20 protein-coding genes are annotated in these 21,549 nt (G+C 75.0%); 14 read left to right on the top strand and 6 right to left on the bottom strand.

The window, feature by feature from the left end; all coding sequences use genetic code 11:
- Positions 1–34 precede the first annotated feature (34 nt).
- From ACBR40_RS01690 to ACBR40_RS01675, 4 genes are all read right to left on the bottom strand, one after another.
- The gene (locus ACBR40_RS01690; protein WP_371247102.1) at positions 35–1,171 is read right to left on the bottom strand and encodes a small ribosomal subunit Rsm22 family protein; all 1,137 of its coding nucleotides are present in this window, start codon (positions 1,169–1,171) and stop codon (positions 35–37) included.
- A gap of 230 nt (positions 1,172–1,401) precedes the next feature.
- A complete protein-coding gene (locus ACBR40_RS01685; protein WP_344215252.1) occupies positions 1,402–1,755 on the bottom strand; it encodes an MmcQ/YjbR family DNA-binding protein in 354 nt (117 codons plus the stop codon).
- 60 nt (positions 1,756–1,815) lie between these two features.
- The gene (locus ACBR40_RS01680; protein WP_344215254.1) at positions 1,816–2,418 is read right to left on the bottom strand and encodes a DNA starvation/stationary phase protection protein; all 603 of its coding nucleotides are present in this window, start codon (positions 2,416–2,418) and stop codon (positions 1,816–1,818) included.
- Positions 2,419–2,509: 91 nt separating this feature from the next.
- Positions 2,510–3,697 carry an MFS transporter gene (locus tag ACBR40_RS01675; protein ID WP_371247101.1) on the bottom strand — a complete coding sequence of 396 codons (1,188 nt, stop codon included), beginning with the start codon at positions 3,695–3,697 and terminating at the stop codon, positions 2,510–2,512.
- A 51-nt stretch (positions 3,698–3,748) separates the two neighbouring features.
- Between ACBR40_RS01675 and ACBR40_RS01670 the strand changes: the two genes are divergently transcribed.
- The 3 genes from ACBR40_RS01670 to ACBR40_RS01660 all read left to right on the top strand — a co-directional run bounded on the left by ACBR40_RS01670 (position 3,749) and on the right by ACBR40_RS01660 (position 5,615).
- Positions 3,749–4,132 carry a MerR family transcriptional regulator gene (locus tag ACBR40_RS01670; RefSeq protein WP_344215258.1) on the top strand — a complete coding sequence of 128 codons (384 nt, stop codon included), beginning with the start codon at positions 3,749–3,751 and terminating at the stop codon, positions 4,130–4,132.
- A complete protein-coding gene (locus ACBR40_RS01665) occupies positions 4,129–4,752 on the top strand; it encodes a GNAT family N-acetyltransferase (protein WP_344215260.1) in 624 nt (207 codons plus the stop codon). The genes ACBR40_RS01670 and ACBR40_RS01665 overlap by 4 nt, the downstream gene beginning before the upstream one ends.
- 77 nt (positions 4,753–4,829) lie before the next feature.
- Positions 4,830–5,615, top strand: coding sequence for a TetR/AcrR family transcriptional regulator (locus ACBR40_RS01660; RefSeq protein WP_371247100.1), 786 nt, complete (start codon positions 4,830–4,832; stop codon positions 5,613–5,615).
- A gap of 30 nt (positions 5,616–5,645) precedes the next feature.
- Here ACBR40_RS01660 and ACBR40_RS01655 read toward each other — a convergent pair whose 3' ends face one another.
- On the bottom strand, positions 5,646–6,773 hold the full coding sequence (locus tag ACBR40_RS01655; RefSeq protein ID WP_371247099.1) for a winged helix DNA-binding domain-containing protein: 1,128 nt from the start codon (positions 6,771–6,773) through the stop codon (positions 5,646–5,648).
- A 133-nt stretch (positions 6,774–6,906) separates the two neighbouring features.
- On the opposite strand from ACBR40_RS01655, the gene ACBR40_RS01650 reads away from it, so the two are divergent.
- The 11 genes from ACBR40_RS01650 to fusA all read left to right on the top strand — a co-directional run bounded on the left by ACBR40_RS01650 (position 6,907) and on the right by fusA (position 18,751).
- Positions 6,907–8,445 (top strand): phenylacetate--CoA ligase family protein, encoded by a 1,539-nt coding sequence (locus tag ACBR40_RS01650; RefSeq protein ID WP_371247098.1) that lies wholly within the window; start codon positions 6,907–6,909, stop codon positions 8,443–8,445.
- On the top strand, positions 8,442–8,885 hold the full coding sequence (locus tag ACBR40_RS01645; protein WP_344215268.1) for a DUF4188 domain-containing protein: 444 nt from the start codon (positions 8,442–8,444) through the stop codon (positions 8,883–8,885). Before ACBR40_RS01650 ends, ACBR40_RS01645 begins: the two co-directional genes overlap by 4 nt.
- Positions 8,882–9,967: a hypothetical protein gene (locus ACBR40_RS01640; RefSeq protein ID WP_371247097.1), complete on the top strand. Its 1,086-nt coding sequence runs from the start codon at positions 8,882–8,884 to the stop codon at positions 9,965–9,967. The genes ACBR40_RS01645 and ACBR40_RS01640 overlap by 4 nt, the downstream gene beginning before the upstream one ends.
- The gene (locus tag ACBR40_RS01635) at positions 9,964–10,884 is read left to right on the top strand and encodes a hypothetical protein (RefSeq protein ID WP_371247096.1); all 921 of its coding nucleotides are present in this window, start codon (positions 9,964–9,966) and stop codon (positions 10,882–10,884) included. The genes ACBR40_RS01640 and ACBR40_RS01635 overlap by 4 nt, the downstream gene beginning before the upstream one ends.
- A gap of 53 nt (positions 10,885–10,937) precedes the next feature.
- On the top strand, positions 10,938–12,350 hold the full coding sequence (locus ACBR40_RS01630) for a carboxylesterase/lipase family protein (protein WP_371247095.1): 1,413 nt from the start codon (positions 10,938–10,940) through the stop codon (positions 12,348–12,350).
- 21 nt (positions 12,351–12,371) lie between these two features.
- Complete coding sequence (locus ACBR40_RS01625) at positions 12,372–12,797, top strand: hypothetical protein (protein ID WP_371247094.1); 426 nt, start codon at positions 12,372–12,374, stop codon at positions 12,795–12,797.
- 26 nt (positions 12,798–12,823) lie between these two features.
- Positions 12,824–13,198 (top strand): YciI family protein, encoded by a 375-nt coding sequence (locus ACBR40_RS01620; RefSeq protein ID WP_344215874.1) that lies wholly within the window; start codon positions 12,824–12,826, stop codon positions 13,196–13,198.
- A complete protein-coding gene (locus ACBR40_RS01615; RefSeq protein WP_371247093.1) occupies positions 13,195–14,457 on the top strand; it encodes an RNA polymerase sigma factor in 1,263 nt (420 codons plus the stop codon). Before ACBR40_RS01620 ends, ACBR40_RS01615 begins: the two co-directional genes overlap by 4 nt.
- On the top strand, positions 14,454–14,936 hold the full coding sequence (locus tag ACBR40_RS01610; protein ID WP_344215280.1) for a metallophosphoesterase family protein: 483 nt from the start codon (positions 14,454–14,456) through the stop codon (positions 14,934–14,936). The genes ACBR40_RS01615 and ACBR40_RS01610 overlap by 4 nt, the downstream gene beginning before the upstream one ends.
- A gap of 227 nt (positions 14,937–15,163) precedes the next feature.
- A complete protein-coding gene (locus ACBR40_RS01605; protein WP_371247092.1) occupies positions 15,164–16,450 on the top strand; it encodes an FAD-binding oxidoreductase in 1,287 nt (428 codons plus the stop codon).
- Between the two features lie 285 nt (positions 16,451–16,735).
- A complete protein-coding gene (gene fusA, locus ACBR40_RS01600) occupies positions 16,736–18,751 on the top strand; it encodes an elongation factor G (protein WP_371247091.1) in 2,016 nt (671 codons plus the stop codon).
- Between the two features lie 62 nt (positions 18,752–18,813).
- Here fusA and ACBR40_RS01595 read toward each other — a convergent pair whose 3' ends face one another.
- A complete protein-coding gene (locus ACBR40_RS01595; RefSeq protein ID WP_371247090.1) occupies positions 18,814–21,396 on the bottom strand; it encodes a M14 family zinc carboxypeptidase in 2,583 nt (860 codons plus the stop codon).
- Between the last annotated feature and the right edge of the window lie 153 nt (positions 21,397–21,549).

The raw sequence follows: 21,549 nt of genomic DNA, 5'->3' as shown, positions 1-21,549 counted from the left end.
AGGATTCGAGAAAGTCGGCACCGGGAGGTCGCCGTCATCCGGGGTCGGCCGCGGGGCGATCCACTTCCCCGGCGGCTTCGCTGGCGACTTCTCTGGTGGCTTCGCTGGCGGCTTCTCTGGTGGCCTCACCGGCGGCTTCCCCGGTGGCCGCCCAGGCGTCTCCCCAGCCGACGTCCCTGGCGCGGCGGTAGAGCTCGCCCTGCCGCTTGGAGACGAGCACGTCGCGGATGCCGCCGGCGTCGGTGCACAGGCGCAGCGACACCACGCCCTTGCGCTTCTGCGGGTGGCGCAGCACCCGGTCGGCGGCGGAGGCCGGCGCGGGGCGGGCGGTGGCGGCGACGTAGGCGAACTTCTCGTCCTCGAAGCTGAGGGTGCCCGCCTTGACCTGGCGGTGCAGGGACGTCCGCGGCAGGCGCACCGAGAAGTGGCACCAGTCGCGGCCGGGCTCGATCGGGCAGGCGCGGTCGTGGGGGCACGGGGCCACGACGCTCAGGCCCTCGGCCAGCAGCACCTCGCGGGCCGCGGCGATCGTGGCGTAGCCGGCGGGCGTGCCCGGCTCGACGACCAGCACCATGGCGGCGTCGCGGGCGAGCCAGCGTACGACGTCGGCGCGGTCCCGCTCGGCGAACTCGCCCAGCGCGTACGACATGGTCGCGAGATCGGCGCGCGGCCGGTCGAGGCCGGACCCGACGGCGGCCTGCCGCCAGGCGGTGCCGCGCACCCCGGGGGCCTGCGCGGTGCGGGCGAGACGCCTGCCGAGGTCGATGATCTGCGGGTCGCGTTCGATGACCGTGACCTGGCGCAGGGACGGCCAGGTGGCCCCGGCCGCCCAGATCGCGGCCCCGGTGCCGCCGCCCGCGTCGAGCTGGCTGACCGGCGCGAACCACGGGACGCGGGCCGCCGCATGTCGCATAGCCAGCGCGGCGGCCTCGTAGGTGGCCGGCATGCGGTAGGCGGCGTAGGCGGCCACGTCGGCCTGCCCGCGGATGTGCGCGGCCTCGCCGGGCGCGCCGGGCGCGCCGGGCGCGCCGGGCGCGCCGGGCGCGCTGGTCGCACCGGTCGCGCTGCCGCGGTAGCGCTCGGTGAGCCGCGCGACCGAGCGGGCCAGCTCCTGGGGCGAGTGCCGGGCCAGGGCCTGGTCCAGGGCGGCGCGGAGGTCGTCGGGCAGCATGGGCGGAGTCGCTTTCGAGAACGGGCGGGACGGTGCGGGGAACGCCCGCACGCTGGGCCTCGGCCATTATCGGCCATCCACGCGACCACGGCGCCCCACGCGCGGGAGCGCCCGCCTGTGCGGGAACGCCCGCCTGTGCGGGAACGCCGCCCCCCGCGCAGGCGAACCCCGCGCGAAAGCGCTCTCCGCGCGAAGCGCCCCCCGCGCGCAAGCGCCGCCGCGCGGGGGGCTCAGGCGTCGAGGAGGGCGGCCAGGCGTTTGGGGGCGACCAGGCGGTAGCTGTCCCTGATCAGCTCGTCGAGCTCGTCCCAGTCGTGCCCGGCCGCCAGCCACGCCCCCACCCAGCCCTTGGCGCCGACGTAGGGCGGCACGAAGAAGCGCTCAGGCTGGGAGCCGACCAGCGCCTCCTGCACGCCGGGCCCGGCCTTGAACGTCATCGACCGCCCGTCCTCGCTGGTCATGACGAACAGCTTGCCCCGCACCCGGAAGCTGGGCGCGGTGTGCCCGCCGAACGGCTGCTCCTCCGTCTCGGGCAGGCCCAGGCAGATCTCCCGCAGCCGCGCCGCCACCTCGTCGTCGATCATGTACGCCTCCCGCTCGCCGAGACGCCGACCGTACCGCGCGGCCCCGACAATTTCCCTCGCTCAGCTCCCGGGCGTCTCGACGAGCGGCGTGTCCACCAGGTGCTCGATGAGGAACCACGTCTGCAGCTCGTTCGTCCGGATCACCTCGGAGACGAGCAGGTCGTTGGTGCCGTCGTCGCCCATCTCCTGCGCCCGGCCCGCCGCGTCGTGGCAGGCGACCAGGATGGTCTCGTGGGCCTCGATCAGGCGGGAGAGCATGGCCGGCACCTCCTCGCAGCCGTTCGGCGGGCGGGGGATCACGGTGATCTCGGCGACGTGGCGCGGGTCGCCGACGGCCACGCCGCCGAGGGTCTGCACCCGCTCGGCGATCTGGTCGACCAGTTCGAGCTGCTCGCCGGCGTGCTTGTCCAGCAGCAGGTGGAGCTGGTAGAAGGTCGGGCCGCGCATGAGCCAGTGGTGCTTCTTGTACAGGGCGTGGAGGATCTGGGTGTCGGCCAGGATCTGGTTGAGCCGCTCGCACGAGTACATCCGGGCGTCCCGCGACAGCCCGAGCGGGAACATCCGCACGGTGCCGAACTCCTGGATCTGCACGCCGTTCATGTGCAGCCACGGCTGGCTGTCGGTCTTGGACCGCGTCGCCTTGGCAGGGCGTCTGGTCGTCATGCGCGTCTCCTCACGACGGCGGATGGCAACGATCCCCATCAACCTCCCCTCTGCCGCGCCAAGCGCCGCCGCGAGCCGGCACAAGAGACGGTCAATCCGCGGCGGCCCGCCGGGGGAACGCGTGCCGCCTGGCCACCACGGCCGTCACCAGGGCGCAGGCCAGCAGCGGGAGCGCGGTCCACGGCAGCGCCGCCGCGCCGGCGGACTCCAGCACGAGGCCGCCGGTGAGCGAGCCGGCGGCGATGCCGGCGTTGTAGACGGTGGTCTGCATGGAGGTCGCGACGTCGGCGTGGCCCGGCCCGGCGGCGTGCACCAGCGCCGTCTGCAGCAGCGTCGGCACCCCGCCGAACGCGGCGCCCCACAGGGCCACGGCCGCCAGCGGCGTCCAGCCGGGCCCGCCCAGCAGGGGCATGACGGCGGCCATCACGGCCAGCACCACGAGCAGGGCCGCGCGGGGCCGCCGGTCGATCGTCGCGCCGGTGGCCCAGATCCCGGCGACGGTCCCGGCCCCGAACACCAGCAGCACGACGCTCGTCGCCGCCGTCCCCGACAGCTCGGCCAGCGGCGCCAGGTACGTGTAGACGGCCTGGTGCCCGACCAGGACGAGCGCGGTCGTGCCGAGGACGACGCGCACGCCGGGGGCCGCCGCCACCCGCCGCAGCGGCGTACGCTCCCCCGCCGCCTCGCCGGGGAAGTCCGGCACCTTCCACAGCACCCACCCGACCAGCGCGACCGCCACGCAGGCCAGCCCGGCGAAGGCGGCCCGCCAGCCGAGGGCCGCGGCGAGCGCCGCACCCGCGGGCAGGCCCGCGCACAGGGCGACGGTGATGCCGGCCGAGACGATGGCGATGGCCCGTCCGCGCCGCTCCGCGGGGACCATCCGGGCGGCGTACCCGACGAGCATGGCCCACAGCAGCCCGCCCATCACGCCGGCGAGCAGCCGCGCGGCGAAGGTGAGCGGATACCAGGAGGACGCCGCGGTGACGGCGTTGAGCAGCGCGAACCCGCTCAGCGCCGTCACCAGCACGGGCCGCCGCCGCAGCCCGCGCACCAGGGCGGTGAGCGGGATCGCGGCGAGCGTGGAGGCCACGGCGTACCCGGTGACGAGGAAGCCGACCCGGCCCTCGGGCACGTCCAGGGCCTCGGCCATGCGCGGCAGCAGCCCCGCGGGCAGCAGCTCGGTCATGACGGCGGTGAACGCCGCGGTGAACAGGGCCAGCAGGCCGGCCCAGGGCAGGCGGGAGTCCCGCCCCGGAGGAGCGGTCATCGTGTCGGTCATGCGACCATGCTGAAACCTTCTCATCAATGAGAAGGCAAGCGAGGAGGCCGCATGAGGATCGGGGAGCTGTCGCGCCGCACGGGCGTACCGGCTCGGATGCTGCGCTACTACGAGGAGCAGGACCTGCTGCGCCCGGACCGGGCGGTCAACGGCTACCGGGTCTATCCGGAGGCGGCGGTCTACCGGGTGCAGCAGATCCGGGGGCTGCTCGACTCGGGGCTGACCACGGACATCATCCGCCGCGTCATCCCGTTCCTCGACCGGCCCGACGACATCCATCTGCATCCGGACTGCCTGACGCCCGAGCTGGCCGACCTGCTCAGGTCCGAGGCGGCCCGCATCCAGCAGCGGGTGGAGTGCCTGTCACGCAACCGGGACCGCATCCTCGCCTACCTGGAGGCGGTCGAAGCGGCCAAGCAGGAGGCCGGGCGTTGAACTCTCTGGAGGCCGTGCTCGCCGCCGCCGAGCGCGGCGCGCCGCCCGCTCCGGACGGCGGGCTGACGGTGGTGGCCCAGCCGTCCCCGCGCGACCTGGGCGTCATCGCGTTCACGGGGCACACGGTCGTCTTCGCCGACCTGCCGCCCGCCTGGGTACGCGAGCGGCTGCCGGCCGGCGACCTCTCGGCCCCGGTGAACCCGCCGTTCCTGCTGGAGCTGGGCCTGCGGACCGGGCGGAGCGCAGGTAACCTCGACCTGCTCGCCGTGGCGGACCCGCTTCCCGGTCCGCCGCCGCTCGCGCTGCGCGAGGTGACCGCGGCCGATCATCCACGGGTCGAGCGGGCCCTCGCCTACCGTGACGAGGTGCGCGTCTGGACGTGCGAGGGCGGCCTGCTGACCGTGGGGCGGGGCGTGGCCGGCCGCTGGGAGGCCGCCGTCGAGGTGGAGCCGGGCCACCGGGGCCGCGGGCTCGGCCGGCTCCTCGCCACGGCCGCCCGCCACCTGGCGTCCCGGCCGCTGTGGGCGCAGATCGCGCCGGGCAACGCGGCGAGCGTGCGCGCCTTCCTCGCGGCCGGGTACGTCCCGATCGGCTCGGAGGTCCTGCTGGTCCCCGGCTGAGCCAGGCCCGTACGTCAGGGACGGCGCTGCTACGCTTCACGGCGTAGCACAGTCGGGTCCGTACGGGGAGTCGCGCGTTGGTCGTCTACGCCGGTCAGGGTGACGCCCGCCGTTCGATGGCGCTGCTGTGGCGCGACGGGCAGGAGCGGCGCGAGACCCGGCCGGGGCCGAAGCCGGGGCTGAGCGTGGACGTGATCGTCGACGCCGCCATCGAGGTGGCCGACGCCGAGGGCATGGCGGCCCTGTCGATGCGCAAGGTCGGCGAGCGGCTGGGCCGCAGCGGGATGGCGCTCTACACGTACGTGCCGAGCAAGGGCGAGCTGGTCGACCTCATGTACGACCGGGCGATGGCCGAGCTGCCCGCCGAGTACGACCTGAGCGGCGGCTGGCGCCCGGCCGTCGCGGCGTGGGCCGAGCAGACCCGCGCCTTCTACCTGCGTCACCCGTGGATCCTCCAGGTGTCGCAGGCCCGGCCGGTGCTCGGGCCCAACGAGTTCGCGGCGCTGGAGACCCTGGTCGGGATCCTGCGGGCGACCGGGCTGCGGCCGGCCCGGGTGCGGGGCGTGGTGGCGCTGCTGTACGACTTCGTGCGCGGCGCGGCCCGCACGGTCTCCGAGTCGCGCGAGGCCCCGTCGGAGACCGGCGTGTCGGACGAGGAGTGGTGGCGGGCCCGCGCGTCGCTGCTGGAGGAGGTGGCTCCCGGGTTCGCCGGGCGCTACCCGATGGCGCGGTGGGTGGAGTCGGAGGACGACTGGCCCGGCGGCGACGGCGAGCCCTACCTGGAGCACCGGACCCGCGAGGCGTTCCTGGCGGGCCTGGACGTGGTGCTCGACGGCATCGAGTCCGCCGTCCGCCGGACCTGACCGACCTCGTAGGGCACGACGGGGAGTGTTTCAGGCGTGCGCGCCCACGGTGACCGTGCCGACGGTCAGCCGGGGCCGGGCCTCCAGCACCTCGCCCAGCCGCTCCACCTGCTCCTCCAGCTCCCGTTCCGCCTCCGGGCCGAGCTCGTGGAGCGGCTCCACGGTCACGTCGAGGCGGTCGCCGGAGCGGCGCTGGTGCCAGACGCCGGCCACGACGCCGTCCACGAGCAGCACCGGGAAGTTGCCCGCCTGCCCCCGGTTGAGCGCCCGCGCCGCCGCCGGCCCGGCGTACAGCAGCTCGCGGGGCCGCCCCGCCACCACGTACGCGTCGAAGTACGGCAGCAGCCGCACCCCGCGCGGCGGCTCCTCCGGCACCGCCGTGTCCCCGGCGACCACCCAGGCCGGCCGCCCCTCGAACAGCACCTCCTCCAGCCCGGCCCCCTCGAAGGCGCGCGCCGCCCACCGCGCCGGCCCGCCCGCCCACTGCGCGAACTGCTCCGGCGTGGCCGGCCCGTACGCCGTCAGGTAGCCGCGCACCAGCTCGCCGAGCCCGTCCACGACGGGGGCGGCGGCGGGCGGCGCGGTGTAGGTGACCTTGCGCCCCCGTCCGGCCCCGAACACGAACGCGCCCCGGTGCGCGGCCAGGTGCATCGCCTGCCGCCAGCGCGGCCAGTTCCCGCCGAACGCCGGCATGACGAGGTCGCCCGCCCAGGGCCCGGCGAGGTCCACGACCCGGTCGCTCAGCTCGTCGATGGTCAGCTCGTCCGCGGCGACCGCCTCGGTGATCGCGGCCACCACCCGTTCGGTCTGCTCGGGGGTGAGCCGCACGGACGGCCCGAACGGATTCCTGCCCGCCGGCAGCGACGACAGCGCGCTCACCCACGTGGCCAGGTCACGGGCGGGCAGGACGTGGACGGTGCCGCGCGGCCCGTACGTCTTGACCAGCTCGCCGCCGGGCCGCAGCGCGGCGCGCACGTGCGCGCGGGTGGCTCCGGCGAGGCGCAGGCCGACGGAGACCTCCGCCGCCGACATCACCTGGGCGTGCGCGCCGCACATGGCCGCCACGACCTCCGCCGGGCCGGTCCTGGCGGGCTCCGCGCCCAGGCCGGCCCGCTCCAGCCGGCGCGCGCTCACCTGCGGCCACGACAGTGCGATCATCGACGTTCTCCTCGGTCGGCCCGTCCGCTTTCACCGCTCACCGTAGGGACGAATGCGGAAAGGTGGGTTCCGCGTCGGCGGTTCAAGTGCGACGCAAGTGATCGGCAATTCGGGATCACTAGGGTCACCGCTCATGAACCGGCTCAGTCCCCGTCTCGGCCCCCTCACCGCGCGCCAGCGCTGGCGCCGCCTGCGGCTCCAGGCGTACTCCTGGTCCCTCACCGGCGCCTACCGGCTCGGCGCGCTGCATCCCGCGATCTGGCGGCTGGTCGCCCGCAGCTACCATCCGGCGCTGGACCGCGTGGCGGCCAGGCACGCCCGCGTGGCCTGCCAGTTCGCCGCCGTGGACGTGCCCGCCTACCGGCACTTCCTGCGCGAGAACGGCGCCGAGCACGCCAAGCGGCTCGCCGACTTCCCCGAGACCACCAAGCAGAACTACGCCGCCGCCTACGACGAGGAGAGCCGCTGCCAGGAGGGCAGGCTGCACCGGGCCGGCGTGATCGTGGACGAGTCGTCCGGGTCGAGCGGCAAGCCGTACAACTGGGTGCGCGGGCCGCGCGAGCTCAAGGGCGTGTACCGCAACGCGGCCGGCTACATCGACCTGGTCTTCCCCGGCAGGCGGCTGTTCGTGGTGAACGCGTACTCGATGGGCGCCTGGGCCACCGGCACCACCACCGGCACGGCCATGGCGCGCATCGCGATGGTCAAGAACACCGGGCCCGACCTGGAGAAGATCGCCGACACGCTGGAGCACTTCGGGCCCGGCTACGACTACGTGGTCTCCGCGTACCCGCCGTTCCTCAAGCACCTGCGCGACCATCTCGACGAGCGCGGCTTCCCCTGGCGGGACTACCGGATCCGGGGCATGGTCGGCGGCGAGGGCATGACCGAGGCGCTGCGCGACTACCTGGAGGAGCGCTTCGAGGAGGTCCGCTCCGGCTACGGCGCGAGCGACCTGACGATCGGGATGGGCGCGGAGAGCGGGTTCAGCGTGTGGCTGCGCAAGCGCCTCGCCGTCGATCGGGAGCTGCGCGAGCGCCTGCTGGGGCCGGGCGAGCAGCGGCTGCCGATGATCTTCCACTACAACCCGCTGGAGACGTTCCTGGAGGTCAACGCCGCAGGCGAGCTGCTGTGCACGATCAACACCAAGACGACCCTGCAGCCCAAGCTGCGCTACAACGTGGGCGACGAGGCCGCGCTGCGCACGCTCGCCGAGGTGCGCGCCGCGCTCGGCGACGAGGCGTACGAGCGCGCCTGGACCGACGAGCGGCTGAACCTGCCGCTGCTGTTCCTGTTCGGCCGCAAGGACTCGACGATCTCCTACATGGGGGCGAACCTGTATCCGCAGGACGTCGAGTACGGCCTCTACCAGGGCAACCCGTACGCCGCCGCGATCAACCGGTTCTGCCTGTCCCTGGAGGAGCTGCCCGGCCTGGAGTACCGCCCGGTGGTGAACCTCGAAGTACGCGGCGAGGTTGATCGCGACGAGCTGGCCGCGCTGTGCCGCAAGGGCGTGCTGGCCCACCTGAGCGCCGTCTCGCGCGACTTCGCCGAGTCGCTGCGCGAGGACCCGACGGCCGCCGACCTGCGGGTGCGGGTCTTCGGCCCGGGCGAGGGCCCGTTCGCCGGGCTCACCAAGATGAAGAACGTCTATTTGGTGAAGGACGCATGAGGACCACCGATTTCAGCAAGGCTCCGCCGCAGGGGCAGGCGACGGCGATGTTCGTAGGGGCGACCCGCTACCGGGGGCCGCTGTCGATCGTCGTCCTCTCCTTCACCTGGTGGCGCATGGTGCGCGACATGAAGCGGATGCGCGGCTACCGGTGGCACAAGGTCTACTGGGAGTTCCCGTTCACGCTGGGCACGCTGGCGTTCTTCGAGGACCGCGACGCCCTCATGCGCTTCGCCCGCACCCGCCACCACCGCAGGCTCATGCAGTGGGTCACCGACGGCACGAAGAACGCCACCGGCGGCTACATCCGGGTCTACAACGCCGAGCCCGAGGGCTACAGCAACGGGGTGTGGCGGGCCGAGGGCGACGGGATGGCGCACATCGAGACGTTCACGCCGCTGTCGACGGAGAGCGCGGGCCCGCCGGTGAAACGCGCATGAGCGGGCTCGAACGTGTCACGAGCCGGGCCGGCCTGCGCGACTTCCTGTCGCTCACCGACCGCCTGCACGCGCCGGGCGACGGGCCGCCGCGCTTCGTCCCGCCGCTGCACGCCCAGGTCCGCGCGTGGATGCGCCAGGGCGTCGCCCTGTACGTGCTGCGCCGTGCCGGCCGGGTCGTCGCCCGCACGACCCTGCACACCGACGCCGCGTTCGACGCCAAGCTGGGCGAGCGGCTGCAGCTCTTCGGCCTCACCGAGTTCACGGAGGACGCCGCCGAGGAGCTGTTCGACGCCGTGTGCGAGGCGGGCCGCGCGGACGGGCGGCGGACGGCGTTCGGCCCGGTCTCGCTGCTGCCGAACCAGGCGGGCGGCGTCATCACCTCGGGCTTCGCCGAGCGCGGCTTCATCGACAGCGCCTGGAACCCGCCTTACTACCCGGCCGCGTACGAGGCGTACGGCTTCGCCCGCCGCTTCGAGTCCGACACCTGGATCTGCCCGGTGCCGCAGGAGCCCGTGTTCGCCTTCGACGACGCCCGCGTCGCGGCCGAACGGCTGGAGGTGCACCGCGGCGACCGCCGCCGGATCGCCGAGCAGCTGCCGATCCTGCGCGGCATGCTCAACGCCTCCTTCGCCGGGCTCGGCTACTACACCGAGATCTCCGCCGAACAGCTCGCGGCGCAGACCGACGGGCTGGCGCACCTGCTGGACGAGGACCTGCTGCTGTATCTCACCAAGGCGGGCCGGCCGGTCGCGTTCGTGCTGTGCCTGCCCGACATCTCCGAGTTCGTGATGCGGGTGCGCGGCGACCTCCACCTGCTCAACCAGCTCCGCCTGCTCGCCACCCGCTCCCGCCACCGGCGCGAGGCCGTGCTGGTGATCAAGGGCACGGTGCCGGACGAGCAGGGCCGCGGCTACATGCGCCTGCTCTCGCGCGAGCTGCACGCGGGCCTGCGCCGCGGCGGCTACCGCACGCTGCGCAGCACGTACGTCGAGCGCACCAACCCCGGCTCGGCCGCCCAGTACACCGCGATGGGCGGCCGCCCCCTCCACGGCTACGCCTTCTACGCCAAGGACCTCACGTGAACGAGCTGCGGGCGCTGGAGCCCGACTTCTGGCGGGCGCCGAGCGCGCACAACACGCAGCCCTGGACGCTGACGTACGAGCACGACCGGGTGACCGTCGGCTGGGACCCGGACCGGGCGCTGCCGGTCAGCGACCCCACGGGCCGCGACCTGCGGCTCGGCCTGGGGGCGTTCGTGGAGTGCTGCCTGATCGTCTGCGCGTCGGCGGGCCTGCCCGTGGCGTTCGCCGCCGATCCAGGGCCGCTGCGCGTCGGCCATCTCGTGCGGGCCGCGGGGACGTACGCGACGCCCTTCACCACGGCCGACGTGCGCGCCCGCGGCGCCAACCGGGGCGAGTACCATCCCGGCCGGCTGCCGGACGAGCTGGTGGCCGGGCTGACCGGGATGCGCCGCGTGCCGTGCCGCGACCTCGCCGACCTGCTGCACGCGGCCGACCTGCACCAGTACGGCTCGCCGGAGGTGACCCGCGAGCTGCGCCAGTGGCTGCGGCTGACCCGCAGGCACCGCCGCTACCTGCTCGACGGCCTGAGCGACCGGGCGCTGCGCCTGACCCGGCTGGAGGCGGCGGCGCTGCGCGCGTCGCTGGCGCTGTACCCGGCGCTCCGGCCGCTCGGCCTGCCCCGCGTCCTGGCGGGCGCCTCGCGCGGGCTGCTCGACCACGACGGCGACGTGCTGGTGCTGGTCGGCCCGGCGGGCGACGAGGTGGAGCAGGGGCGGCTCCTCCTCCGGCACTGGCTCACCCTGTCGGGCGCCGGCTACGCCACGCATCCGCTGAGCCAGATCATCGACAGCCCCGGCACACGGCGCGAGCTCGCCGCCCGCCTGGGCGTCGCCGATCCCTCCTCGCTGCTGCACATCGCCCGCGTCGGCCGGCCCCGCTCCCCCGCCTCGCCCTCGTCCCGGCTGCGCGGCCGATAAGGGGTGCAGCCGCGTCCAAGTGATCTCCAAGCATGCCCGGCCAGACTGGAAACATGCAGGTCATCGTGAAGATCGCCCAGGGCTCCGTGCGGGGCGCGACGCGGGACGGCGTCGCCTCGTTCCTGGGGGTCCCGTACGCGGCCGCGCCGGAAGGGCCGCTGCGTCTCCGGCCGCCCGCCCCGCCGCCCGCGTGGGACGGGGTGCGGGACGCCGTCGCGTACGGCGCCGCGCCGCCCCAGCTCCCCCCTGCGCCGGGGGTGCCGCCGATCTGGCGGCCCGGGGACGGCCTCGCCTGCCTGAACCTCAACGTGTGGAGCCCCGACCCGGGAGGGGCGGGGCTGCCGGTCATGGTGTGGCTCTACGGCGGGGCGTGGCAGGTCGGCGCGACGGCCATGCCGCAGTACGACGGCGCCGTGCTGGCCCGCTCCGGCGTCGTGGTGGTGACCGTGGACTACCGGGTGGGCTTCGAGGGCTTCGGCCACCTGCCCGGCGTGCCGGACAACCGCGGCCTGCGCGACCAGGTCGCCGCGCTGGAGTGGGTGCGCGGGAACATCGCCGCGTTCGGCGGCGACCCCGGCAACGTGACGGTGTTCGGGCAGTCGGCGGGCGCGGCCTCGGTCGCGCTGCTGACGGCCGCGCCGGCCGCCGCGGGGCTGTTCCGCCGGGCGATCGCGCAGAGCATCCCGGCCGGTCTCCGCACCCCGGACGAGGCCGGGCGCGTCACCGGGGCGCTGGCCGCGGCGGCCGGGGTTCCGGCGACGTACGAAGCCCTCGCCGGGCTGCCGCCCGAGGCCGTCCTCGCGGCGCGGGACGTCACGGCGACGAGCCCGTTCGGGCCGGTCGTGGACGGCGAGCTGGTCACCGGGCCGCCGTGGGCGGGCATGGCCGGTCCGGCCGCGCGCGGCGTGGAGCTGATCTGCGGCTTCACGCACGAGGAGTATCGCGGGCTCGCCCCTGGCGGACCGCCCGCCGGGGTCGATCCGGCCGCTGGGGCGGCCTCGTTCGGGCTGGACGCCGACGCCGTGCCCACGTACGGCCTGGCGCATCCCGGGGCCGGTGACGCCGAGCTGTTCACCGTGCTGATGTCGGACGCGCTGGTCCGCATGCCGACCACGTGGACCGCCGAGGCCCACGCGCGGGCCGGCGGCCGTACCTGGCTGTACGACTTCACCTGGAAGGGACCGGCGCTGGGCGCGGCGCACGGCGTGGACGTGCCGTTCACCTTCGGCGACGGCCGGAGCCGTTTCGCCGGCCGGCTCCTGGGCTCCCCGCCGCCCGCCGGTTTCGCCGAGCTGTCGGAGCGCGTCCGCCGCGCCTGGACGTCGTTCGCCGCCACCGGCGACCCCGGCTGGCCCCGCTTCGACCTCGACCAGCGGCGCACCCGCCTCTGGGACCTGCCGCCCGCCGACGTGCCGTACCCGCTCGCCGACTTCCGCCGCATCTGGGGCCGCCCGCCGCAGCGCTGATCCCGCGTAGAGTTCGCGGTCATGAGATCCGGATGTCTCGTCGCCGTCGCGTGCGCGGTCCTGGCGCCCTTCGCCGGGCTGTTTCTGCTGTTCGCCATCCCTTCGTGGGCGAACGACAGGAAGCTCGAGGCCCTCGGGGACCGCCTCCTCGCCTATCCGCCGCCGCCCGAGACCTTCCACACGGACAACACCGCCGAGGGCTCCATCGCCCTGCGAGGGAACGGCAACCACTGCGACTACCAGGTCCGCATCTCCCTGTCCACGCACCTTTCCGAGGAGGCGGTGCTCCGCTACTACGCCGCCGCCCGCATCGCCGGCGTCGAGACCGAGCCGGTCTCCTTGCGGATCTACTTCGAGAGGGGCCAGGACGTCGACGGCCTCCCCACGTCCTTCATCGTGGAGGCGTCCGACAGCACCGACGCCGGCCTGGACCTCCGCTGCCACTGAGCCCATAGCATGAGCCCGTGAAGTACATGCTGATGATCTACGCCAACGCCGAGTCGCAGCAGCACGTGGCCGATCACGAGGCCGACGTGATGGCCGAGGTGGACGCCCTGATGAAGGAGCTCGCCGAGAGCGGCGAGCTGGTGGGCGGGCAGGCGCTCGACGGGCCCGCCACCTCCCGCGTGGTCAGGGTGCGCGGCGGCGTGCCGGCCGTCACCGACGGGCCGTTCCTGGAGGCCAAGGAGTTCCTGGCGGGCTACCTCATCGTGGAGTGCGCGAGCGTCGAGCGGGCCACGGAGATCGCGGCCCGGTGGCCGGACGCCCGGCTGTGCGCGATGGAGGTGCGGCCGATCATCGACGAGGTCGACCCGCCCGCGGGCGAGGGCGGCCCGGCTCTGGGATGACCGAGGTCGAGGCGCTGCTGCGGGAGCTGGCGCCGCAGGTGCTCGCCATCCTCGTACGGCGCCACGAGCAGTTCGCCGCCTGCGAGGACGCCGTCCAGGAGGCGCTGCTCGACGCCGCCGTCCAGTGGCCGCGCGAGGGCGTGCCGGACAACCCGCGGGCCTGGCTGGTGACGGTGGCCTCGCGGCGGCTCATCGACCTCGTACGCAGCGAGCACGCCCGCCGGCGGCGCGAGGAGAGCGCCGGGGCAGGCGAGCCCGCGGACGCGTACACCGTGGCCGGGCCTGGCGAGGAGCCGGCCGGCGATCGGGACGACACGCTCACGCTGCTGTTCCTGTGCTGCCATCCGGCGCTGTCGCCGCCCTCGCAGCTCGCCCTCACGCTGCGGGCCGTCGGCGGGCTGACCACGGCGCAGGTGGCGGGCGCGTTCCTGGTGCCCGAGGCGACGATGGCGCAGCGCATCAGCCGGGCCAAGCAGCGGATCAAGGCCGCGGGGGCCCGGTTCGAGCCGCCGCCGGAGGGCGAGCGGGCCGAACGGCTGCGGGTCGTCCTGCACGTGCTCTACCTGATCTTCAACGAGGGCTACACCGCGACGGCCGGGCCGCAGCTGCACCGCGACGAGCTGACCGGCGAGGCGATCAGGCTGGCCAGAGCCGTGCACCGGCTGCTGCCGGACGACGGCGAGGTGGCCGGGCTGCTGGCGCTCATGCTGCTCACCGAGGCGAGGCGGCCCGCCCGCACCGGGCCGGACGGGCGGCTGGTCCCGCTCGCCGAGCAGGACCGCGGACTGTGGGACCGGCGGCTCGTCGCCGAGGGCGTGGAGCTGGTGAGCAAGGCGCTGTCCACGGCCCCGCTCGGGCCCTACCAGGTGCAGGCGGCCATCGCGGCCGTCCACGACGAGGCCCCGTCGGCCGCCGAGACCGACTGGCCGCAGATCCTCGCGCTCTACCGGGTGCTGTCGGGGCTGGACGACAACCCGGTGGTCGAGCTCAACCACGCGGTCGCCGAGGCCATGGTCCACGGCCCCCGGGCCGGGCTCGACCGGCTCGACCGGCTCGCGGCCGACGGCCGGCTCAAGGACCACCACCGGCCGGCCGCGGTCCGGGCGCACCTGCTGGAGCTGGCTGGCGACCACGCCGGGGCGGCCGACGCCTACCGCGAGGCGGCCCGGCTGACGGCCAGCGCCCCCGAGCGCGACTACCTCGAGGCACGGGCGGCGGGGGTGACGGGCCCGGGCGACGCGGGCAGGGGCAGGGCATGAACGTGGTCGCGCTGTCCGACACCCACGCGCCCCGGCGCTGGCGCTCCTGCCCGCCCCGGGTCGCCGAGCACCTGCGGGGCGCGGACGTCATCCTGCACGCCGGGGACGTCTGCGTCGCCTCGGTGCTGGCCGAGCTGGCCGCGTACGCGCCGGTGCACGCGGTCAAGGGCAACAACGACGGCCCGGACGTGACGGCGCCGGAGACCCTGGAGCTCACGCTGGACGGCCTGCGGATCGGCATGATCCACGACAGCGGCCCGGCCAAGGGCCGCCTGGCCCGCCTGCGGCGCCGCTTCCCCGAGGCGGACCTGGTGGTCTTCGGCCACTCCCACATCCCGCTGGACGAGTCCGGCGACGGCCTGCGCATCTTCAACCCGGGCTCCCCCACCGACCGCCGCCGCCAGCCGCACGGCACGATCGGCCTGCTCACCGTCGAGGACGGCGTCCTGACCAGGGCCGAGATCGTGCCCGTCACGTAGACCCGGTCGTCCTTCATTCTCCGGTACCACTCCCGCCGTGGCAGGCCGGCGCCCGCCTACCGCCGGCGGCGTAGCGGAAAAGACGACGCCCGCGGGATTCGCCGGCCGCGCGGCGACGAGATTCTGACTCTCGGACGGTCTTAAGAGGTGCGGTAAGGCGACGGGAACGAGACCGTAAGCGCCCTCCCGCACCCTGATCACAGGACATGACGAGAAGGGCGATCGAGATGAGCAACCCCTACAGGATCGACGAGGACATCACGCTGACCGGCTTCACCGGGCGGGCGCACCGGCCGGGGGACGACCGCTACGACGAGCTGCGCCGCGCGCTCAACCCCGCCGTGGACGCCCGGCCCGCGCTGGTCGCCGAGGCGTACGGCATGGCGGACGTGCGGTCGGCGCTACTGGCGGCGCGGGCGCACGGGGTGCCGTTCGCGGTGCAGGCCACCGGGCACGGCACGCACGCCGGGGCCGAGGGCGGCGTGCTGGTGCGGACGACGCCGATGGCGTCGGTGCTGGTGGATCCCGTCCGCCGGATCGCGCGGGTCGGGCCGGGCGCGCGCTGGGGCCACGTCATCGCCGCCGCCGCGCCGTTCGGGCTCGCGCCGCTGTCCGGCTCGGCGCCCGACGTCGGCGTCACCGGCTACACGCTCGGCGGCGGGCTCGGCTGGCTGGCGCGCAGGCACGGCTTCGCCGCCGACAGCGTGCTGCGGGCCGAGGTGCTGCTGGCCGACGGCCGGCACGTGACGGCGAGCCCGGACAGCCACCCCGAGCTGTTCTGGGCGCTGCGCGGGGGCGGCGGCGGGTTCGGCGTGGTCACCTCGCTGGAGTTCCGGCTGCACCCGGTGTCGCAGGTCTACAGCGGGTTCGCGTACTTCCCGATCGAGGTGGCGGGCGAGCTGCTGGAGGCGTACCGGACCTGGATCGACACCGCCCCCGACGACCTCAGCACCGCCGTCGTGCTGCGGCGCATGCCCGACGAAGGGCCGCTCGCCGGGCGGCACGTGGCGCAGCTCAAGGTCGTGCACGCCGGCGACGAGGCGGAGGGCCGGCGGCTGCTGGCGCCGCTCCTGCGGGCGGCCGGTCCGGCGCTGCTGGACGAGACCCGCACGACGACGTACGCGGACACCGCCATGGGCGGCACCCCGATCCGTCACATGTCCATGCTGGAGGAGGTCCCCGGCGAGGTCGTGGACGTGCTGGTCGCCGCGGCCGGGCAGGCGCAGACCGTGGAGGTGCGGCACTGGGGCGGCGCGATGAGCCGTCCGGGGCCGGACGCCGGCCCCGTCAGCCACCGCCGCACCCGGCTGTCGGTGATCGTGGACACGCCGGTGCCGGGGCTCGCCGAGGCGCTGCGGCCGTACGACAACGGGGGCACGTTCCTCAACTTCCTCGCCGACACCGGGCGTACGGCCGCGGCCTGGTCGGAGGCGGACCACGCGCGGCTGCGGGAGGTCAAGCGGGCCTACGACCCGGACGGCTTCTTCCGCGTCGGCCACGTCGTCGAGCGGTGACGCGCGGAAAACCCGTCGCCCTGCCGGAAACCGCTTCACTACACTCGCCCCGAACCCGCCGCGATCGAGAAGGGAAGGACCCCGCCATGCGCCCCGTCAGCGCCGCCGTCGTCCTCCCGTCCTCGCGGTACGAGGTGATCCTGGTGTCCTCGTCGCCCCGGCGCCGGCTGCGCGGCCGTCGCCGGACGTCCTGACGAACGCCTCCTCTTCCTGATCCTGCCGGGTTGTTCGCCGGGCGAATCGCGCTGTCCTCGTTTCCCGACCTTTCACGAAAGGCCGCAGGCCATGCGCACCCGTGTCGTAGCCGACCCCCTCGCCACCGTACGCAACCTCGGCGTCCTCGCCCACGTGGACGCCGGCAAGACCACCGTCACCGAGCGGATCCTGTACCTGACCGGCGCCACGTACAAGCGCGGCGAGGTGCACGACGGCACCACCGTCACCGACTTCGACCCCCAGGAACGCGACCGCGGCATCACGATCTTCGCCGCCGCGGTGAGCTGCGACTGGGACGGCCACCGGATCAACCTCATCGACACTCCCGGTCACGTCGACTTCTCCGACGAGGTCGAGCGGTCGCTGCGGGTGCTCGACGGCGCGGTGGCCGTCTTCGACGGCGTGGCCGGGGTCGAGCCGCAGAGCGAGTCCGTGTGGCGGCGGGCCGACCGGCACGGGGTCCCGCGGGTGGCGTTCGTCAACAAGATGGACCGGGCGGGCGCGGACCTCGACGCCGTGGTCGCCGCGATCCGGGCGCGGCTGCACCCCGTGGCGCTGCCCGTCCAGCTTCCGATCGGAGCGGAGGACGGCTTCCGCGGCGTGGTGGACCTGGTCCGGATGCGGGCGCTGGTCTGGGACGGCGGCGGCGCGCCGGTACGGGAGGAGCCCGTGCCCGAGGAGCTGCTGCCGGAGGCGCGGCGGCGGCGCGGGCTCCTGGAGGAGACCGTGGCCGGGCTGCACCCGGGCGCCCTGGAGGAGTTCTGCGCCGCCCCCGCCGGAGCGGCGCTCTCCGACGAGACGCTGGCGCTCGCGCTGCGGGAGCTGACGCTGTCCGGGGCGGCCGTGGTCGTGCTGTGCGGGGCCGCCTACCGTGACCGCGGGGTGGAGCCGCTGCTCGACGCGGTCGTGGCGTACCTGCCGTCGCCGCTCGACGTGGCCGCCGCCGCGCGAGCCGCCGATCCCGCGGCGCCGCTGGTGGCGCTGGCGTTCAAGGTGAGCGCGACGGCGACGGGACGGCTCACGTACGTGCGGCTCTACGCGGGGACCCTCAGGAAAGGGGACGCGGTGCTGGACGCCGGCGCGGGACGCGTCGAGCGGGCCGGGCGGATCCTGCGGGTGCAGGCCGACCGGCACGCCGAGGTGGACCGGGCGGTGGCGGGCGACATCGTGGCGCTGGTCGGGCTCAAGGCGGCCCGCGCGGGCGCGACCCTGTGCGCGCCGGACGCCCCGGTCGTGCTGGAGCCGCCGAGCCCCGCCGAGCCCGTCGTGTCCGTGGCCGTCGAGGCGCGGAGGAGCGCCGACGCCGGCCGGCTGGCCACGGCGCTGGCCCGCCTCACGGAGGAGGACCCGTCGCTGTCGGTACGGGCCGACGCCGAGACCGGGCAGACGCTGCTGTCCGGGATGGGCGAGCTGCACCTGGAGGTGGCGGTGGAGAAGCTGCGCCGCGACCACGGCCTGGCCGTGGCCGCCGGGCGTCCGCAGGTCGCCTACCGGGAGACGGTCGTGCGCGGAGTGCGGGGCGTGCTGTACCGGCACGTCAAGCAGGACGGCGGCGCCGGGCAGTTCGCGCACGTCGTGCTGGACGTCGAGCCGCTGGACGGCGAGGGGTTCGCGTTCGGCTCCTCGGTGACCGGCGGGCGGGTGCCGCGCGAGTACGTCCGGGCGGTCGAGGCCGGCTGCCGCGACGCGCTCGCGGCGGGGCCGTTCGGCGGCCATCCGGTGACCGGGCTGCGGGTGACTCTGACCGACGGGGCGACGCATCCGAAGGACTCGTCGGAGCTCGCCTTCCGCGCCGCCGGACGGCTGGGGCTGCGCGCGGCGCTGGCGGCGTGCGCGATGGCGCTGCTGGAGCCGGTGGCCGAGGTCACGGTGACCGCGCCGGACGAGGCCGCGGGCGCGGTGCTCGGCGACCTCGCGGCGCGGCGCGGGCGTGTGACCGGGTCCGCGGCGCGGACGGGCACGGTCGTCGTCACGGCGACGGTGCCGCTGGCCGAGGTGTTCGGGTACGCGACGCGCCTGCGCGGCAGGACGCACGGCCGCGGCACGTTCACGGCCCGGCCCGCCGGGTACGCGCCGGCGCCGTGACCGGCGCGGGCCGGGCGGAGCGATCCGCCCGGCCCGTCCGGCTCATGGGGCCGGCGGCTCGTTCAGTGAGCGGCGGCGGCCGTCGCGGCCGTCGCCGTCGCCGTCCAGTAGGCGGCCCTGGCGACCTGCGGGAACAGGCCCTTCGGGTGGTTGCGGAACATCGGCTCGGTGCCGAACATGACGACGGCCGCGCCGCGCTCGTCCCGGCCGCTCACCACCGCCGCCTGCCCCCTGGCCTGCTCGGGCCCGCCCGCGCCGGTGCGGGGGTCGGCCCGCCAGTGACCGGCGACGAGAGGTCCCTCCGCCGCGTACGACTGCTCCACCCTGACCTCCGGCCCCAGGCCGGTGAACCAGCGCGGCGAGTACACGAACGAGTGTTCCGGCGACCCGGCGCCGACCGGCCCGGCGGAGGACGCCACGCGCACGACGCCGTTGGCGTCGGAACGGCCCGCGACCGCCGTCACCGTGAGCAGCCCGGCCGCCGCGTTGAACGCCGCGCCCGTGCCGCCCCGGGTGATGACGCCGCCGGTGGCGAGGAAGGCGTCGAGCGCCGCGCGGGCGTCCGGGTTGAGCGCGGTGTAGCTGAGCCCGCTGGAGACGACCAGCACGTCCGTGGCGCTCCAGTCGAATCCGGCGTTGAGCACGGCGGTCGACACCGGGGTGACCGGGAAGCCCAGCTCGCGCAGCGTGAACAGCTCGTCCGCCGCGACGGCGGCGGCCAGCCGGACCGGCGCCAGCGACCTGCCGGTCGCGCCGGCGGCCGGGGTGAAGGCGACGCCGTACCGGTCGGAGACGGTCCCGGCCGCGCGGCGGGCGCTCGCCGGGACGATCGCCCGGCCGTCGTCGGTCCAGGTCAGGGCGACGCCCTGGGCGAGCAGGTCGTTGACCGCCCGGACCTCCTTGGCGTCCACGACCTTGAGCGCGAGCGGCCCTGAGCCGCGCGGCACCGATCCGGTCGGGACGGCGGCCTTGACCGGCTCCGCCGCCACGCGCGGCGCCGATCCGGTCACGGGCTCGACGGTGGCGCCCCACAGCAGAGCGTGGCTCCAGCCGGAGATGTCGTACATCGCATCCACCCGTGGTGAGATGTCCGCACCGGGCTCCAGCATCACGTTGGCCAGGCCGCGCTTGGGCTGGCGCATGTCCACGACGTACGACCCGGCCGGGTAGGTCCGGCCGTCCGCGCGGAAGGCGTGCCTGGCCCGCCCGACCCTGACGTCGTTGGCCACGAGGTGGTCGACCAGGCGGGCGGCGGCGGTGGCCGAGCGCTCGCCGGTGATGACGTACGCGCGGGGGAAGGTCGTGGTGTAGACGTCCTCGGGGCCGAAGCCGGGCACGATGCCGAGCGGCACGGTCCTGGCCGGCTCCCCTGCCGCGCCGCGCCGGAACACCTCGATCTGGTCGGCGATCAGCGCGTCGTGCCGGGCCTGGACGAAGGCGTAGGAGGCGCGGATGGCGGCGGCGGCCACGTCGGTGTTGATCGCCGAGCGACGGCGCAGCTCTTCGACCGGCAGGTTGGCGTAGTCGGCGTTGTTGACCCGCAGCGGGATCTCGACGGTGTGCGAGGCGACGGCCCCGTGGAAGGGCGCGTACTGCGGGGTGAAGATCGGCGGCCAGTCGTCCCAGCCCTCGGCGCTGTCGCGGAACGGGATCTGCGCCGGGTGCACGCCGTCCTTCTCGGCGGTGTAGCCGAGACCGTTGACGGCGGCCTCCATGCCGAGGCCGTTGGCGTAGGCGTTCCTGATGAACAGGTCGTACTCGTAGTTCGCGCCGTGCGGCGGGGTGGTGGGCTCGATGAGGGTGCCGTTCACGTACCCGTGCAGGTCGATCATGGTGACCGGCTGGGCGTCGATCATGAGCCGGCGCATCGCCCTGACCTCCGGCTGGGAGGCGGTGACGAAGTCCCGGTTGAGGTCGAAGCCGTCGCCGTTGGGGCGCACCCCGTTGACCCGGCCGTCGGGGTTGGCGGTGACGTTGAAGTAGAGGCGGGTGCGCGCGAGCAGCGCGGCGACCTTCGGATCGGCGCTGGTGGCCAGCTCCTCGATGGTACGCAGTGAGGCGTCGGTGCCCTCCCACTCGTTGCCGTGGATGTTGGCGTTGACGTAGAGCGGGGCCTTGTAGCGGGCGGCGAGCCTGCGGTCGCGGGCGGCGGCGGCCGGGTCGTCCGCGATGCGCTCGCGCAGGCGGGCCTGCTCACGCGCCTCGGCGCGGCTTTCCGGGGCGGTGACGGTGACGAGGTAGAGGTCGCGGCCCTGGGCGCTGCGCCCGATGATCTCGGCGCTCACCCGGTCGCTGCGCCGCTGCAGCTCGTTGAGCTTGGGGGCGATGCCGTGGTACGGCACCAGGCCGAGCTTGATGGAGGCGTCGGCAGGGTTCTCGGGCGGTTCGGGAAGTTCGGTGCGGCGGGGGTAGCCGAGGTCGCGGGACGGGCCGCCGGACGGCTCGCCGGTCGTGGGAGGGGCGGGGGTGCGGAGGGCCCGGGCCTGCTCGTCGCCGCCTGCCGCCTCCTCGTGGCGTTCGGGGCCGTTGCCGAAGTCGCGTACGGCGGGCTGGGGTGGCGCGGGCGGTTCGGCGGTCGCCGTCCCTGCCGGGGCGAGGAGCACGGCCGAGACGGCGATGCTCGCCAACGGGATGGATAAGCGCACGGCGGCCTCCATGTGCATGAATGAGAGGTGCGTTCCGTTCGTACGATTTGTCGAGGAACGCGGCAAGGCACCGTGATCAGAGCGACGCTCAATCCATGTCAATCCGTGGTCATTCCGGCGTCAAGCGGGCCTGCCAAGGCCTGTCTGACCATT

The sequence above is a fragment of the Nonomuraea sp. AD125B genome (assembly GCF_041402765.1).
In the GTDB taxonomy this organism is placed as follows: domain Bacteria; phylum Actinomycetota; class Actinomycetes; order Streptosporangiales; family Streptosporangiaceae; genus Nonomuraea; species Nonomuraea bangladeshensis.
This window is presented reverse-complemented; position numbering and strand designations above follow the sequence as displayed.